Source organism: Pedobacter sp. (assembly GCF_040513095.1).
In the GTDB taxonomy this organism is placed as follows: Bacteria; Bacteroidota; Bacteroidia; order Sphingobacteriales; family Sphingobacteriaceae; genus Pedobacter.
The window spans coordinates 1-15599 of the sequence record NZ_JBEVDX010000039.1 but is presented as its reverse complement, the minus strand read 5'-3'; the positions used below and the strand labels follow the sequence as shown (position 1 = coordinate 15599).

Genomic DNA, 15599 nt, shown 5'->3' with positions numbered 1-15599 from the left:
TTTTTATAATTCTCTTAAGATTTATCCAAAACATCTTCTGCCTGATCCGCCACCGGGTGATCGGTCAGATTTTTCTTCGGAAAATTGAAAAGCAATGAACTCAGTACAGGAAGCACAAAAATAGCCACAGTAAAAATAGAAACAAAAAGATCAGTTTTTTCGCCCTCTATTGCTTTCGATATAGGTGATTCCGGATAAAAGTGAGTGATCAGGGAGGAAGTGAGTTTTACTCCCAGCACCCCTATTACGATAAAAGCTACAGTTTCAAGAAAAGTAAACTTCTCCATCAGCTTCACAAATGCCTGTGCTACAAAACGCATGGCCAGGATCCCGATAAATACCCCTATATAGATGAGCCAGATATGATCTGTAAATGCCACCGCAGCAAACACATTGTCAATTGAAAATGCAAGGTCCATCACTTCAACCAAAGCAACAGTTGCCCAGAAACTACCAACCAACCCTACAGTAGACTTGTAAATCCAGCTTTTACTTTTGTCAATTTCCTCTTCCTCGGCATTGCCTTTGGAATTTTTCTTTCTGAAATAGTCAAAAGCCAGGTACAATAGATAAAGACCACCCAGTGGTTTAAGCCACCATATCTTCACCAGCCATGCCGCCAGGAACAAACATATCCCGCGAAAGACATAAGCCCCGATAATACCATATTTCAAAGCTTTATCGCGCTGGTGTTTAGGCAAATCCATTACCATCGTAGCCAGTACAGCCGCATTGTCAACCGACAATAAACTCTCTATAACGATCAAATTTAAAATAATAAGGAGACCTGCCTGTATATCATCTCCCAGAATAGTGTGTAAAAAATCCATTTTTTATAGCGTTGTTTGGGTTCTAATTTACTAAAAAATTAATGAAGCGGCTGCACGACAAGATAATCAAAGGAATCTGCATCATACCTGGCCCGCATCATGCATCGTCTGCATCATGCATCGTCTGCATCACCCATTATCTGCATCATGCCTGGTTTGCATCATGCTATGGATGCCCTCCCCAATGATTATTTGCCGATAAGGGTAATATGCACCACGTTTTGGTGGCACCATGCCTGGTCTGCATACTGCTACAGAACAATCTTTTAAAATAACATCGCCCTGTTTCGATGCATTCTGGTGCTTTTTCAGCAGCAGGCAGCATCGAAACAGGGCGATGTTATTTTAAAGCGAAGCCAGAAGATCAATGATAAACCATTGTAAAATCCCCTCCCGGCAAAAAATTATCTTTTTTCAGCTTCTACAAAAGTCCTGTTCGTATGACCAACATAAATCTGACGCGGACGGCCAATCGGCTCCTTGTTCTCATGCATCTCTTTCCATTGCGCAATCCATCCTGGTAAACGTCCAAGTGCAAACAACACAGTAAACATATCCGTAGGAAAACCTAATGCCCTGTAAATAATTCCGGAATAGAAATCCACATTCGGATAAAGCTTACGCTCTACAAAGTAAGGATCACTTAAAGCAGCTTCTTCCAGTTTTTTAGCGATTTCAAGAACCGGATCATTAATTCCTAATTTTTCCAGGATATCATCACATGCCTTTTTAATAATTTTAGCACGTGGATCAAAGTTTTTATATACACGGTGACCAAAGCCCATCATACGGAAAGGGTCATTTTTATCTTTCGCCTTGTTGATCCATTTTTCAGTATCGCCACCATCTTCTTTGATGCGTTCAAGCATTTCGATTACCGCCTGATTGGCACCACCATGAAGCGGGCCCCATAAAGCTGCGATACCTGCAGAAACCGAAGCATAAATATTACAGTCAGACGAACCTACCATTCTCACTGTTGATGCAGAACAATTCTGTTCGTGATCAGCATGAAGGATCAGTAGAGTGTTCATTGCCTTAACAACAACCGGATCAATTTCAATTTCTTCTGTACGCTGACCGAAAGTCATGTTCAGGTAATTGCTCACATAGTCGTATTTGTTTTTAGGATAAATCAGTGGATGACCCAGTGATTTTTTATAAATGAAAGATACGATCGTCGGGAATTTAGCCAGCAGTTTAATCATCTCACGGTTCATTGTTTCTGCTGATGAATTTGCATCCAGTGATTCAGGATAGAAAGTTGAAAGTGAGCAAACCAGCGAAGCCAGTTGCGCCATCGGATGCGATTTTGAGGGATAGCCATCCAGGAATTTCTTCATATCCTCATGGATAAGCGTATGCTTGGTGATCTGCGCCTGGAAGTTTTCCAGTTCATCTGATTTAGGAAGATCGCCGTAGATCAGCAGATAAGCAACTTCAAGAAAGGTAGATTTTTCGGCAAGTTCCTCAATCGGATAGCCCCTGTACTTTAAAATCCCTTTTTCACCATCTAAAAAGGTAATTGCACTTTTTGTAGATCCTGTATTCTTATACCCGAAATCCAAGGTAATATGACCTGTTAAATCTCGTAATTTTGAAATATCAATTGACTTTTCTCCTTCAGTACCAGTTACAATGGGAAATTCATATACTTTTCCATCAATCTTAATTTCTGCAATATCTGACATATATCTTCTAATTTATAAATAACAAAAATAACTATTCTACTGACAATAGCCTATAAACAATCATAACAATGCTGTTAAATTATTGTTAATCGCTGATCATCACTCCTAAAAATTTAATCTTACGATTTTGGCTTGATTTCTTCAACTACCCCACCGCATTCCAGCATTTCTTCGCCGTAATAGGGATTGTTGATCTTCTTCTCCGAAGAAAGCCAGTCGCCGCCATCACCATTGTTGGCCATTGGGCAATGCTGAACATAAATAGTACCTTTTTTCAGGTCCACATGTTTAAAGAGGGCAATTACATCAGAACTAAGTGAAGTAAATTCTTTACGCTGAATTTTGATATCTTCTGTGCCGGCAATTTTGTCTGCAATCAGTGCAGTGTTCTCACAGCCAGAAAAAGCCGATAAAGATTTTGATAAGTCAGCAGCGCTTTGATGGGCAGCTGCTGCATTTCCGGCTACCAGCATATTCTTCAGGCTGATATATCCACTGTATATATTTTCAATCTTGGGATCAGCCAGCTGTATGCCAGCTGCAGCAAAAGATTTTTCAGTAGTCACTGTGCTGTCTGTACTGGCCTCTCCTTTTTTGGCAGCGTTTGAACAGGCTACTAAAGCCGACAAAATCACTATTCCAATATATTTTTTCATTTGGTTAAGATGGTTTTTAAAAGGTTATGAAATAAACAAAATGACTATTAACAACTTTATTACAGCTGTCATCTTATTCAGCTTTTATTTATTTCTTTTTTTGCTCAAAATACTACTTTAATTCTAAATAAGTAAAAAAGCACAACATAAAAGACACGCCTTTTTGAAAATATTGCAATTGGTAAATATGAATATGGAACTGAACAAAAAAGCAGCCCTGATAAAACCAGAGCTGCTCTCAACATTCCCCCGGAAGGGAGTGCTTATTCCTTCTTATAATTTGAATCCGTAGGCGATACGCAAAGCAATCTGTCCAGTACGGTTTTTGTCATCAATCAGACGCAATGCATCACCTTTACCTGCATTTTCATATTTCAGGCCCAGGTCAAGACCATTGCTCCATGAGTAACCAAGAGTCGGTGCATAAAGGAAAGTTGTTTTTGCATTATCGGTCACACCGAAAGCAGCACCTACTTCACCCATTGCATATATACCTGAACCAGATTCGTCAAGAAAATATTTCAAACCGGTTTTCAATGGGATATATCCGTAATCAGGCACATCCAAAGTTACACCTCCGTTAAAATACGTTCTGTCTTTAGCGAAGAAGTTAGTATAACCTGTAGCAACAGGAACCGATAATTGTTTAGTTACATTAAATTGTACACGAACGTCAAGTCCTGCTGCAAAACTATAAGCATCATCAGTAGGGATACCCAAGTTTGCACCTATACCAATTTTTTGTGCGCTTACATTTGTTGAGAAAAAGATTGCTACTGCAGCTACTGCTGAAGCAAAAAGTTTAGTAGATTTTTTCATGTTGTGTTTATTTGTGTATAAAATCCAGATTTACTCTGTTATTGCCACATTTACAAACAGCATGCCAATAGCGTAAATAGATTTTTTTGTAATGCAGAAAAAACGGATATACATACACATATAACAGATTTTCTGCAAAATATAATTACAAGCCAAACTTTGGGATCCAGGCGGAATATCAGCCTGAGTAAATATGGGTTAATAACTATAACACAGTCTTTTACTGACCATATTTTTGCATATAGAGTTTGAGCACACTTTCTTTCAATACTTCGGCAGGCAGATCCGAATCCAGCCAGTTTATCATAACACCGTCTTTTTCCATTTTTCTGAAAAAGGTCATCTGTCTTTTGGCAAACTGCCTTATAGCGATGTATAGTTTCTCCTTCAAATCTGCCAGACTAAGCTCATTCTGAAGGTAAGCCGTTACGAATTTATATTCCATACCGTAAAATGTAAGCACCTCAGCAGGTATTCCCTGCTGCAACAGCCTTTCCACTTCTTGAATCAGACCTTCATCAAAACGCTCGTTTAATCTCTTCAGGATGCGCTCCCTCCTGGATTCTACCTCGCCGGTTAGTCCAATAACTAAAGGATCAATCCGGGGATGGAGCTCTTCTGTAAAATCATTTTTTTGCAGGAAGTCGGCAATTTCTATCGCCCGTACCAATCTTTTGGCAGAAGAAAGATCTGCTTGTGCTGTAAGTTCCGGAGGATACGTTGTTAAGATCCTTCGAAGTTCTGAAAGGTCATGTCCTGGCAGCTGATCTCTCAGCTCGGTATTTACCGGAATGGCCGTGTACTGATGATTCTGTAAGATACTATGGATGTACATACCTGTGCCGCCACAAAGTACAGCAGGCTTTTGCTGTCCCCTGATACTTGCGTATGCCTGGTAAAAATCATCTTTGAATGCATTCACGTTGTACTGTTCTCCAGCCCCCCTGATATTGATCAGATGATGAGGAACAGCTACACCGTTCAGCGTGTATTCCTTTAGATCTTTCCCCGTACCAATATCCATTCCCCTGAAAACCTGCCTGCTGTCAGCACTGATAATCTCAGCATCTATTGCTGCAGCAACAGCTACCGCAAGCCTGGTTTTACCGGAAGCCGTTGGGCCAAGAATAATCAGTAAAGGATTCATTTATAAAATCTGCAGTATATGTTTTAGATTACCTGAATTGTAAATGCGAATATAATTCATTGATAACAGAAAATCTTCAGTTTCTGCTGCGCTCAGACCGGTAAGTCCGGATTTTACTTTCTCAGGCAGGCGGTGAGGAAAATAGCGGGTCATATCAGTTCTATTGAGCCATATTTCAGCGGGTGCTGAAGTAGCAACAAGTTCAAACCCGAGTTTGATATATCCTTTGCCCTGTGACCAGTCCATATCAGTATAGGTCATCACATCATTTGGGCGAATTGTTTGAACAAGATGCCCAATCAGTTTACTCAGTCCGCCCTGGACAGTGATGCCATCTGCAGTAGCAAACCTGATCAGCTCCACAGAAGTGTAACCTTCCTGCGCCCTCCTTGTCATATTCCTTTTGCCGCTGAATGAAGCCATAGCGACAATCTCATTATCTAATGTTAAAGCGTATTTGTATCTGGCACTGGCTGATGCCTGCAAATGATAACGCACAAAAAATTCGTCGGCCTGTGGCTGGCTTACTGCGATGACCTTTGTTTTCCTTCCGTGAACCGTCTTGTTCTTTCCCAACAGTGAACAGATTCTGCTTAGTACCTGCAAAGGCCTTGTCAGCCAGATGTCTTCCCATAACTGTACCAGGAGAATCCCTCTGTCACTATAGAGAGACTGAAGAGTAAGCAGCTCCTGCGCATGAAATGAACAGTCCAGCGTTAGTAAGTTCAGCACCAGCTGACCGGAATCCTTAAATTTCAGCAACAGTGCAGAACCTTCAGCTTGCAGTTCAGCCACAACTCCTTTCTCCCCTAAGCTTGCTACTAAATTTTCCTGCCAGGCGGCAATTTTTATACCCACTCCTGCTCTTTAAATATTTTATAACCGGCGGCCACTTTATCCTCAATGATGTGCAGGGTAAGATCATCCAGTTCTTTGATTACCATTGTCCGTTCATGCTGCGAAAGTCCTTCCGGTAAAAGCTCCAGGGCCACATGATCAGCCCGGATATCAAGTGAAACAAAGAAAGTTTCAGTACGCTTCTCCCCGTCAATTTCAAGATTCTTTTCAGACCACAAATCGTATTTTTTTTCGCTGTTTGTTCTATTGTTAAAGCCCAAAGCAGCGTAAGGCTGCAATGCCGCCCTTATGGTTTGAAATATTTCTATCAGGTCCGTTTTCATACATTTATAATTTAAGATATAACACTGCCAGAAAATTATTGTTTAGCGGCAGCAACATTTAGCCACCATTTGCTGTCCGGATACTCTCCGCCCAAAATAAATGTTTCGCCCAATAAGGGTGTAGTAATCTTTTGCTGCTGATCTTCTGCACTTTTTACTACCCTCAGGATAGAATCATCCCAATCGTGCATGGCAAGCGAAAACTTGGCCCAGTGCACAGGCAATAAAATTTCTGCCCTCAGATCTTTTGCCGCCTGCACTACCTGCTCAGGGAACATGTGTATATAAGGCCAGTATGCATTATACTGACCACATTCCAGTATGGCCAGATCGAAGGGACCGTATTGATCTCCTATCGCTTTGAAATGCTCTTCATATCCGGAATCCCCCCCTGCAAAGATTTTATGTAAAGGAGTTTTAATGATAAAACCAGACCAGAGCGTTTGTCCCCTTTTGAATTTCCTGCCGCTAAAATGTCTTGCCGGTGCAGCTGTAAAATCAATTCCCAGGATATTCGCGCTTTCTGACCAGGCAAGCTCAGTTATCTTTTCCGGAGGCACTCCCCATTTCTCCAGATGTGCACCAACGCCAAGTGAGGTAAGAAAGTGCCCTGTTTTTTCTTTCAGTTTAAATATGGTGTCCATATCCAGGTGATCGTAATGATCATGTGTAATCAGTACAATATCCAGCCGGTCAAAATCCTCCGCATGGATAAAGTCAGTGCCTTCGTAGCTTCTATTGCCGATAAAAGAAAATGGTGAGGTACTCCTGCTGAAGACAGGATCTACCAGTATTTTGAGTTTGCCGCTCTGCAAAAGATAAGAAGAATGACCGAACCAGCTAAGCCTGGTCCCTTCCGTTGAATGCAGCTCTGGCTGTACAAAAGGAAGCGTTGCCGGTGGTCTTTTATCGGGGTTGCCCTTAATCATCAGCTTCATCACATCCCAGTAAGAAACGCCTTCCGGTAAGTCGGGTGTATAAACTACATTTTTGATCGCTCCGTCATGGTAAATGGGAAGCTGCTTAATCCGTTCAAGCCTGGCACCGCGTGGAAGCCGGCCGAATGCAGGGATATTGAGCAATAATAAAATGATGACTGCAGATATGAATATAATGGCCAAACAGATATACATGATACACGTTAAATATAAATAATACGCTAAGGCAACGAATATAGGTATTGCGGTATATAGAGCGCGCAGAATTTTATTTATTATTGCAATTCTTAAACCTGTAATGAATGACAGCGCAATACGTTTACATCAATGATACTTTTATAGCCGCGGAAAAAGCTTCCGTGCTGATTACAGATCTCGCCATTCAGCGTGGGTATGGAATATTCGACTTCTTTAAAACGATTGGAGGAAAACCCATCTTTTTGCAGGACCACCTTGACAGGTTTTACACTTCTGCCAGGAAAATGCACCTGACGATTCCTTATACCCCGGCAGAACTGAAAGCAATCATTGCCGAACTGATGGAGAAAAACGACCTGCCGGATTCAGGGATCAGAATGACCTTAACCGGCGGATATTCAGCTGATGGGTACCAGCTTCCCGAAACACACAACCTGATCATTACCCAGCAGCATTTCCTGATGAACCTGGATCTGAATACCAGCGGAATTAAAGTGGTGACTTATGATTACCAGCGCCAGTTATCCGGGATGAAGACTATAGATTACTCCATGGCTATCTGGCTGCAACCTTTTATCAGGGAAAATAACGCTGATGACGTTCTTTACCATAATGACGGACAGGTTAAAGAAGTTCCAAGGGCAAACTTCTGGATGGTAAATGAAGCACAGGAGGTGATTACAGCAAAAAGTAGCGTACTCCCGGGTGTCATAAGGAAGAACCTGTTATCTCTTGAAAATCATCCTTATAAAATTGTTGAAAGGGATTTTAGCCTTCAGGAACTGGATCATGCTGCAGAGGCATTTATTACCAGTACTACAAAACATATCCTGCCTGTACTTCAGATTGATGGCAGGCCGGTTGGCGATGGCAAAGCTGGAAAAATATCTTCAGCACTGCTCAATCTGCTAGTTGAGAAAGTCAGAAAAAATTAAAATGCTAAACACAGGTATGCAGGTTAAAGCATATCTGTGTTCAGCATAGTTTTTAAAATATTGGCCTGAACATCAAAATTATTAAGATTGTTGAGAAAATGGATATCTGAGATCTTCAGATAGTTTTCCTCGAGCAGCCTGATAATTTCGGCCGGAATATAGGACTTTACAGCTGCAGCATTACTTTGCAGTTTGTCGTTTTTATAAGCGAGTTCCTGTATCAGCTTTGCTTTTTCGGAGGGGGCAACAGAAAAATCAGTGTCCGGCATTTCCTCAGGACGGTAAAACAGAAAGAGGTTTCTGGAAGGATAAAACAGAAAGTACTGATCTGTTTCTGAAAATTTGTAAACCTCAATAATCAGTGTTCCAGACTTTAGTCCGTAAAGAAAATCCGTTTTAAAGTCGTGCTTACAAAGCAAGCCCATCAGCTTGCGCTCAATAGTAGCATATTGATTCGCGTAGACCTTAGCAGCATCATAATCAACCAGCTGCGCAAGCTGATCTGAAGTAATTGTGTAATAAAAATCCTTTGCGAAACGCGCGCTGAACTGCGTAATATTTCGTACAAACGGGAAATCTGTAGTCAGATCAGACAGCACTTCATAAAGGTTTCTTAGCGAATTGTTGATCTTTAATGACTGACGCTGTTTACCTGCAATGAAGCTGTGTTCATTCACGAGGGTTTCATTCAGCTTTTCAATCACCTCACGGTTGAGCCGGATCTCGTCATCAATCAGGGTTACATTTTTCTCATTGTTTTTCTTGATCTTTTTCAGCAGTTCAACCACACTGGCGGTAAACTGCAGGTGAAACAATTCAAGCTTATCAATAGAGAGATCAGGGTTATCAGCAAATAACTGATGGATAACCTGGCTGCGCAGGAATATTTTATAGACTACCTCCTCCTGAAAATATACTGACAGGAGCTGCAGGCGGCTGATCATCTGATCAGACTCCTTTAAAATACTTGCAGCATGTTCATCCATTCTTTACTATTTAACCTGCGTAACGTTTTTCTTGAGTTCAGTTTCCAGGTTTTTCAATTCAGTATCCAAGACCCTTCTGCTTTTCTCCCCTTCTTCATGAATTTTCTTTACTTCATCCAGGGTAGAAATCAGTGAAGCTGTTGTCATTTTAAGTGTTTCCAAAGATACGACAGTTTTCTCATTCTCCTTAGCCACATCGATACTGTTTTGTTTCAGCATATCCGCATTTTTCTGCAGGATCGTGTTTGTGGTGTCGGATACCTTTTTCTGCATTTCCACATTGGCTTTCTGGCGCTGCAGCGCCACTGCGATAGTCAGCTGGTTTTTCCATACGGGTATAGTGGTGGAAATAATTGACTGTGCTTTCTCAGCTATGGAGGTATTGTTATTCTGTACCAGGCGGATTTGCGCAAGCGACTGCATCATGATAAAACGGACGATCTTCATATCGGCCAGCCTTTTATCCAGCCTGCTCACAAAATCGCGCAGGTCGGCAATCTCATAATCCTCAAAATCTGCCGGCCTGCCTTCCATTTCAGCAAGTTTCACACTGAGTTCATTGTATTTCAGCTGCCCGGATATGATCAGTTCTTCCATCTGGTGGATGTAGTTCACATTACTTTCGAACATCGTCTGTAAAGAACTATTGTCCTTTAACGAATTCAATCGTCCGGCTTTGATCTTATTGGTGATCTTATCAATATTGTTAACCACCACATCGTACTTCTGGAACAGCTTCTTTACATCCACTACCAGGTTTTTCAGGAAAGGGATCTTAGAGATAAACGATTTAAATCCACTTTGCTCCAGTTCAGATACATCAATATAATTCAGTTCCGTCAGCAACTCATTGATCAGGACTCCCACATCGCCGCTGTTATACGTACGTACAGAAGCGAGAAACTCGTTGCTGTATTTCTCCATAGAGTTCTGCGCATCTGCCCCGTAATTGAGGATGGAATTCACATCAGAGGGCTGAAGAGATTTATTGAGATCAGTATATTTTGATATCTCCTGCGGAGAGAGACTGGTCAGATCAACATTCCCTTCCTTATCCAGCTTTGCGGGTATACTATTTTCGGGTACGTTGTTGGATGGCTCCAGAGCGTTTGTTTCCATAATTTTATGATTGAGCATAAAGCTGATGCCAGATGATTTGGCATCAGCTGATAAAATACTTGATTACAAATAACGTTGCGTAACTGTTTGTACAGTTTGTTCCAGCTTTCTGTCTTTGGTAGGCTCACCGATCGCATTAAACTTCCAGTCGCCGTTCTTTTTATAAAAAACACCCAGCACCATTGACACATGACCTGCAAATCCTGCACCATGTGCAATATCATAGGTTGCAAAAACTTCATTTACACGGGTTGCTGACCCCTCATAGATCCTGATCGATGCAAATGGTATTGAAGCGAAATCCTGTCCCTGAAAACTGTTCAGCACAAAAGCTACATATCCGGCGTTAGCAGGTAATCTGGATAAGTCCACCGTGATTACCTCGTTGTCCAGACCGTCATCTCCACCGGTATCACCCGTGCGGTCATCACCACTGTGTCTGACAGATCCGTCTTTTGAAGCCAGGTTACCAAAGTAAACGACTTCAAGCAGCTGCTTATTATCATTGTATACCGCGCAGCTCGCGTCAAGGTCAACAGCAACTTTGGAAGAGCCAAAGCCAAACAGGCCTTTCTTTTCAATCGCTCCCCAGTTGATCCCTACACATACCTGCTGTAATTTTGTACCATTGGTCTTTTCCAGACTAATACGCTGTCCTTTTTGAAGATTAATTGCCATAATTATCTATTGATATTTGTTTAAATAATCCTGAAGGCCACCTTTCATTCCAACGCCTACAGCTTCAAATTTCCATTTTCCCTCACGTTTGTAAATCCTGCCAAACTCTACTGCGGTTTCGATAGAAAAATCCTCTTCAAGTTCGTATTTGAGAATTTCCTGGTTGGTTACAGCATCAAAAATCCGGATAAACGAATTTCTTACCTGCCCGAAGTTTTGTCTGCGCGACTCAGCTTCATGGATAGTAACCACGATACAGATCTCAGCAACCTTGGGGTCAATTTTTGACAGGTCTACTTTTACCTGTTCATCATCCCCGTCGCCATCACCAGTAAGGTTATCGCCGGTATGTTCTACGGCACCATCCGGAGAGATCAGGTTATTATAGAACACAAAATGTTCATCAGATATTATCTTTTTGTTATCACCTAATAAAAACAGGGAAGCATCAAGGTCAAAATCAGTGCCTGTAGATGAACTGTTTGTATCCCATCCCAGACCTATAGTAAATTTAGGAGCATCCAGATTTTCGCGCTGCCCCTTTTGCAAGTTTATAGCCATTTTATATTAATTTATAATTTTTAGTATCAATCTTATTTTTAATGTAATTGAGGTTCACTGCATAGGCATCAATTGTATGATACCCGTTTCCTAACGCCAAATTATACAACATATTGATAAATCCCTCAGTCTGGCTGGCAATAAATATTGAAAAACTGTTAAAATCGCTGTTCAGTATATATTTCACAATCCTGGTATTGAAACAGAAAGAACCGCTTTTAACAATTCCTTCCAGATCAAATATAGATTTTACATGGTGATAGTTAAGCAAATTTTCTACGTTGGGATGAATATCTTTATTTGCCAGTTCAGCAAAATATAGTAAATGGATATCATTCTTCATCTGATACTCATCCACCATTTTGAGGATCATGCGTTCATGGCTCCCGGTGATCCTGATATCGTCCAGAAATAAAAGCGTCTTATGATCCAGAAAATGTTTGTCAATATGAAAGGAGTCGTTTCCAATCAGGTTCATCCTTTCTTCTGCACTGAGTGCCCCATAATCCTCCTTATAAGTAATAGTACGGTGAACCTTTGCCTCCTGCACCACCAAAGCACCCTGATCAGCCAGCCATCGGTTCAGCTGATGCACAAAATAGTTTTTCATGGCAAAGGTAGCCGTAGGAATAAATGAATAAGGGCTGGAGATCACCACAATTTGATTTTCTATATAATTATCTTTGAGGTAGCCGGTAATAAATCCTTCCGCCAGCTGTTCCCCAAATTCCTTTGCAACCAGGTCATCTCCAAATTTAAATCTTGAATAAGCGTTGGGATCAAATCCAAATACTTCCGTATGATGAATCTGATGTAAAGCATATGATTTGGTTAAATTCATTGTAAACAGGTTATGGTTTGCTGATTTGAATTGATGAGCACACTCTTTATGCCCAGTTGATTTGCACCATAAATATCCGCGACTGGATTATCGCCGATATGGACTATTTCGTGAGGCCCGATCCTGCCATTGTACCGCCTGTTCACCTGACCAAGCATAAGCTGGAAAAAAGCTTTGTTGGGTTTAGACAAGCGCACCTCGTCAGAATAAAGCTGGAAATCCATGTACTGTTCAATCTCCAGGGCCTTCAAAACCTTTCTCAGTGTTGCTCCGCGGATAAAACCTGTATTGCTCAGCAAACTAACCGTTGAATCGCCTTCCTTCAGCTTATTCAGTATTCCTGCCGTATTTCCGCAATAAACATGGGGCATGTAATTGAATAGTAATCGTTCCATTTCGCGGTATAGTTCTTCGGTATCCACAGCAGCAAAGCCGGGATCGTAATCGTTCATGTTACTGATGACCATCAGGTACATCTCGTCAGCGTCGATATTCTTACCGGTCCTTTCATTGATACTGTTGCACATTAGATCTACATTTCTGAAAATTGTAACAACTTCAGCAAAAGATTTATTCAGGGGGTTATACCGTGCATGAAAGATTTTCGCCCTCTCCTGTTTGAAATCAGGATTAGATCTGATCAGCGTGAGCCACAGATCAAACGAATAGTGTTTATACTGGTTCATTAATTTAGTTTTTTAGCGTATACAAAATACAAAAAATTAAGACAGTATGTATATTATACAGAAAAGTTAACTTATCCTTTATATCCAGTTCATGCAGCAGCAATGTGGAATCCGCTTAAAACGTATCAGTCAGGAAGATATTGTGAAATAAAACCGTTACACAGCAGCGGTGTCCGCTTTTTTAGGTTCCAGTTGTGCAGCAAGACCTGCTCCGGCTGCCAGCAGTTCATTGGTGATTGATCGGGTATACTCAGAAATCTCCGCTTTAAAGTCCGTAACAGAAGCGCCGGAGCGGATTTCTTCCAAACGCTTTTCCCATGAACCAGTGAGTTCTGCCTGCGCGATCTTCTGATCTTTGACTACATCGTAAACCGCCAGGCCTTTGTGTGTGGGCACCAGATTCCTTTTTTCCCTTTGGATGTACTCACGGGTGATCAGGGTCTCAATAATGGAAGCGCGTGTAGCAGGCGTACCTAAACCACTGTCTTTCATTGCATAGCGAAGTTCTTCATCTTCTATTTCTTTACCTGAAGTTTCCAGTGCTTTTAACAATGAAGCTTCGTTGTAGAGTGCTTTCGGTTTGGTCTGTTTTTCAAGGAAGACCTTTTCTACGATAGGAAGTTCCTCACCTTTTTTCACTTTTGGCAGTGAAGGATTGTCCTCATCTTTTTTCTCTTCATCTTTATCATTGAGCACAGAGCGCCAGCCCGCAGAGCGGATGACTGTACCATTGGCGATAAATAACGATCCGGATTCTATCGTGATTTTAGTCACTTCCTTTACACATTCCTGATGGAAGGCTTCCAGCATCCGTGCAACTACCATGTTATAGATGGCCTGTCTGTCGGCGCTTAATCCCTGAGGAGCAACTCCGGTAGGAAGAATAGCATGGTGATCTGTCACCTTTTTTGCATTCACACTTCTTTTATTCAATGGAACTGTCTGCAGGAACTCGGCCGACTTCCCGAAATAAGAATGAGTGGTCAGCTGTCCGATCAGATGAGGAATACCAGCAAATACATCATCGCCAATATACCTGCTGCCTGTACGGGGATACGAAACCAGCTTGCTCTCATACAGATTCTGTAAGAGGTTCAGTGTCTGATCAGCCGTGTACCCCTTACGTTTATTCGCTTCCTGCTGTAAACTGCTCAGGTCGTGCAGCAGCGGTGGCGGTTCCTTTCGCGGTTTAGCTTCCACATCCAGGATCCTTCCTCCATTGGGAAAACCCGATGGAACATCTTCAATTTTATCGTATAAGGCCTGAGCTTCCTCTTTCACATTGAAATTCGCCACAGACACTGCCTTAAACAACTGTCCGTCTTTATCCAGCTGAATACCCAGCTGATAATACAACTGGGGTACAAAATTCTTAATTTCAAGATATCTTGAGCAGATCATGGCAAGCGTAGGCGTCTGTACCCTGCCCAGGGATAAGACAGAGCGAGAGCCTGCAGAGATACTCAATGCCTGTGTAGCATTCATGCCAACCAGCCAGTCAGACTCCGATCTGCAATGGGCAGAATTAAACAAGGTATCATAATCCGTACCGGGTTTCAGGTTTCTGAAACCTTCCTTGATCGCCTCGTCAGTTTGTGAGGAGATCCAGAGCCGCTTAAAGGGCTTTTTACATTTCAGAAAGTAATAGATATAGCGAAAAATGAGTTCACCTTCCCTCCCGGCATCCGTTGCCACAATGATCTCAGTAGATTCGTCAAATAGCTTTTTAATGATGTCCAGCTGTTTCCTTACTCCGGGATCTTCCACAAAGCCGTCTTTGGTTTTGATCTTCCTGATAGCCAGTTTGAACTTTGCGGGCAGCATTGGCAGGTGTTGTCTTCTCCAGCCGATAAAGCCGTATTCCTGTGGAGGTGCCAGTTGCAGCAGATGTCCGAATGCCCAGGTAAAAGAATATCCTTTACCTTCAATGTATCCGTCTTTCTTGGCTGTTGCACCAAAAACTTTTGCAAGCTCCCGGGCAACAGATGGTTTTTCTGCAATTACAATCTTCATCAGCAATCCTTCATTTGGAACCGATAAATCTCATCAAAATAATCTGGATAAGGAATAAATGTGTAAAACTAGTACCCGGCTTAGTCCCCAAGCAGATCAATACCCGCTTTGTAGGTATTGCAGTGTGCATCCACAATGTCACGGATCTCAGGAGAATACCCGCCGCCCATACTTACCTGCACAGGCAGATGATGGTCTTTACAAAACTGGAACACCATCCTGTCCCGTTCCCTGCAGCCAGCTTTTGTTAAAGCAAGTTTACCCAGCTTATCGGTAGACAATACATCTACGCCTGACAGATAAAATACAAATTCAGGTTC

The 15599-nt window shown here is 41.8% G+C and carries 16 protein-coding genes and 1 pseudogene; 1 reads left to right on the top strand and 16 read right to left on the bottom strand.

Annotated elements, in window-relative coordinates:
- Positions 1 to 14: 14 nt before the first annotated feature.
- The 8 genes from ABWY16_RS05545 to ABWY16_RS05510 all read right to left on the bottom strand — a co-directional run bounded on the left by ABWY16_RS05545 (position 15) and on the right by ABWY16_RS05510 (position 7457).
- Positions 15 to 830, bottom strand: a complete 816-nt coding sequence (locus tag ABWY16_RS05545) for a TerC family protein (protein WP_353903661.1) — start codon at positions 828 to 830, stop codon at positions 15 to 17.
- 404 nt (positions 831 to 1234) lie between these two features.
- Positions 1235 to 2521, bottom strand: coding sequence for a citrate synthase (locus ABWY16_RS05540; protein WP_353903660.1), 1287 nt, complete (start codon positions 2519 to 2521; stop codon positions 1235 to 1237).
- 119 nt (positions 2522 to 2640) lie between these two features.
- Positions 2641 to 3177 carry a DUF3347 domain-containing protein gene (locus tag ABWY16_RS05535; RefSeq protein ID WP_353903659.1) on the bottom strand — a complete coding sequence of 179 codons (537 nt, stop codon included), beginning with the start codon at positions 3175 to 3177 and terminating at the stop codon, positions 2641 to 2643.
- 273 nt (positions 3178 to 3450) lie between these two features.
- On the bottom strand, positions 3451 to 3996 hold the full coding sequence (locus ABWY16_RS05530; RefSeq protein ID WP_353903658.1) for a hypothetical protein: 546 nt from the start codon (positions 3994 to 3996) through the stop codon (positions 3451 to 3453).
- A 220-nt stretch (positions 3997 to 4216) separates the two neighbouring features.
- The gene (gene miaA, locus ABWY16_RS05525; RefSeq protein ID WP_353903657.1) at positions 4217 to 5143 is read right to left on the bottom strand and encodes a tRNA (adenosine(37)-N6)-dimethylallyltransferase MiaA; all 927 of its coding nucleotides are present in this window, start codon (positions 5141 to 5143) and stop codon (positions 4217 to 4219) included.
- Positions 5144 to 6001 (bottom strand): hypothetical protein, encoded by an 858-nt coding sequence (locus ABWY16_RS05520; RefSeq protein ID WP_353903656.1) that lies wholly within the window; start codon positions 5999 to 6001, stop codon positions 5144 to 5146. It lies immediately after the preceding gene.
- Positions 5992 to 6324 (bottom strand): hypothetical protein, encoded by a 333-nt coding sequence (locus ABWY16_RS05515; RefSeq protein ID WP_353903655.1) that lies wholly within the window; start codon positions 6322 to 6324, stop codon positions 5992 to 5994. The genes ABWY16_RS05520 and ABWY16_RS05515 overlap by 10 nt, the downstream gene beginning before the upstream one ends.
- Positions 6325 to 6359: 35 nt before the next feature.
- Positions 6360 to 7457 (bottom strand): MBL fold metallo-hydrolase, encoded by a 1098-nt coding sequence (locus ABWY16_RS05510; protein WP_353903654.1) that lies wholly within the window; start codon positions 7455 to 7457, stop codon positions 6360 to 6362.
- Between the two features lie 107 nt (positions 7458 to 7564).
- Between ABWY16_RS05510 and ABWY16_RS05505 the strand changes: the two genes are divergently transcribed.
- Positions 7565 to 8395 carry an aminotransferase class IV gene (locus tag ABWY16_RS05505; protein WP_353903653.1) on the top strand — a complete coding sequence of 277 codons (831 nt, stop codon included), beginning with the start codon at positions 7565 to 7567 and terminating at the stop codon, positions 8393 to 8395.
- Positions 8396 to 8418: 23 nt separating this feature from the next.
- On the opposite strand, the gene ABWY16_RS05500 is transcribed toward ABWY16_RS05505, so the two are convergent.
- The 8 genes and pseudogenes from ABWY16_RS05500 to ABWY16_RS05465 form a co-directional block, all read right to left on the bottom strand.
- On the bottom strand, positions 8419 to 9381 hold the full coding sequence (locus tag ABWY16_RS05500) for a hypothetical protein (RefSeq protein ID WP_353903652.1): 963 nt from the start codon (positions 9379 to 9381) through the stop codon (positions 8419 to 8421).
- A gap of 6 nt (positions 9382 to 9387) precedes the next feature.
- Positions 9388 to 10500 carry a toxic anion resistance protein gene (locus tag ABWY16_RS05495; protein ID WP_353903651.1) on the bottom strand — a complete coding sequence of 371 codons (1113 nt, stop codon included), beginning with the start codon at positions 10498 to 10500 and terminating at the stop codon, positions 9388 to 9390.
- 63 nt (positions 10501 to 10563) lie between these two features.
- Positions 10564 to 11178, bottom strand: a complete 615-nt coding sequence (locus tag ABWY16_RS05490) for a TerD family protein (RefSeq protein ID WP_353903650.1) — start codon at positions 11176 to 11178, stop codon at positions 10564 to 10566.
- Between the two features lie 6 nt (positions 11179 to 11184).
- Entirely contained in the window at positions 11185 to 11739 is a 555-nt protein-coding gene (locus ABWY16_RS05485; RefSeq protein WP_353903649.1) for a TerD family protein, read from the bottom strand.
- 1 nt (position 11740) lies between these two features.
- On the bottom strand, positions 11741 to 12580 hold the full coding sequence (locus ABWY16_RS05480; RefSeq protein WP_353903648.1) for a phosphoribosyltransferase family protein: 840 nt from the start codon (positions 12578 to 12580) through the stop codon (positions 11741 to 11743).
- On the bottom strand, positions 12577 to 13266 hold the full coding sequence (locus tag ABWY16_RS05475; RefSeq protein ID WP_353903647.1) for an HAD family hydrolase: 690 nt from the start codon (positions 13264 to 13266) through the stop codon (positions 12577 to 12579). The genes ABWY16_RS05480 and ABWY16_RS05475 overlap by 4 nt, the downstream gene beginning before the upstream one ends.
- 156 nt (positions 13267 to 13422) lie before the next feature.
- On the bottom strand, positions 13423 to 15279 hold the full coding sequence (locus ABWY16_RS05470; RefSeq protein ID WP_353903646.1) for a DNA topoisomerase: 1857 nt from the start codon (positions 15277 to 15279) through the stop codon (positions 13423 to 13425).
- Positions 15280 to 15359: 80 nt separating this feature from the next.
- A pseudogene (locus ABWY16_RS05465) lies at positions 15360 to 15599 on the bottom strand (histone deacetylase); the annotation flags it as partial.

Excerpts from the sequence above, each read along its gene's own strand:
- ABWY16_RS05545 (WP_353903661.1), bottom strand. The coding sequence starts at position 830 with ATGGATTTTTTACACACTATTCTGGGAGATGATATACAGGCAGGTCTC.
- ABWY16_RS05540 (WP_353903660.1), bottom strand. The coding sequence starts at position 2,521 with ATGTCAGATATTGCAGAAATTAAGATTGATGGAAAAGTATATGAATTT.
- ABWY16_RS05535 (WP_353903659.1), bottom strand. The coding sequence starts at position 3,177 with ATGAAAAAATATATTGGAATAGTGATTTTGTCGGCTTTAGTAGCCTGT.
- ABWY16_RS05530 (WP_353903658.1), bottom strand. The coding sequence starts at position 3,996 with ATGAAAAAATCTACTAAACTTTTTGCTTCAGCAGTAGCTGCAGTAGCA.
- miaA (WP_353903657.1), bottom strand. The coding sequence starts at position 5,143 with ATGAATCCTTTACTGATTATTCTTGGCCCAACGGCTTCCGGTAAAACC.
- ABWY16_RS05515 (WP_353903655.1), bottom strand. The coding sequence starts at position 6,324 with ATGAAAACGGACCTGATAGAAATATTTCAAACCATAAGGGCGGCATTG.
- ABWY16_RS05510 (WP_353903654.1), bottom strand. The coding sequence starts at position 7,457 with ATGTATATCTGTTTGGCCATTATATTCATATCTGCAGTCATCATTTTA.
- ABWY16_RS05505 (WP_353903653.1), top strand. The coding sequence starts at position 7,565 with ATGACAGCGCAATACGTTTACATCAATGATACTTTTATAGCCGCGGAA.
- ABWY16_RS05500 (WP_353903652.1), bottom strand. The coding sequence starts at position 9,381 with ATGGATGAACATGCTGCAAGTATTTTAAAGGAGTCTGATCAGATGATC.
- ABWY16_RS05495 (WP_353903651.1), bottom strand. The coding sequence starts at position 10,500 with ATGGAAACAAACGCTCTGGAGCCATCCAACAACGTACCCGAAAATAGT.
- ABWY16_RS05490 (WP_353903650.1), bottom strand. The coding sequence starts at position 11,178 with ATGGCAATTAATCTTCAAAAAGGACAGCGTATTAGTCTGGAAAAGACC.
- ABWY16_RS05485 (WP_353903649.1), bottom strand. The coding sequence starts at position 11,739 with ATGGCTATAAACTTGCAAAAGGGGCAGCGCGAAAATCTGGATGCTCCT.
- ABWY16_RS05480 (WP_353903648.1), bottom strand. The coding sequence starts at position 12,580 with ATGAATTTAACCAAATCATATGCTTTACATCAGATTCATCATACGGAA.
- ABWY16_RS05475 (WP_353903647.1), bottom strand. The coding sequence starts at position 13,266 with ATGAACCAGTATAAACACTATTCGTTTGATCTGTGGCTCACGCTGATC.
- ABWY16_RS05470 (WP_353903646.1), bottom strand. The coding sequence starts at position 15,279 with ATGAAGATTGTAATTGCAGAAAAACCATCTGTTGCCCGGGAGCTTGCA.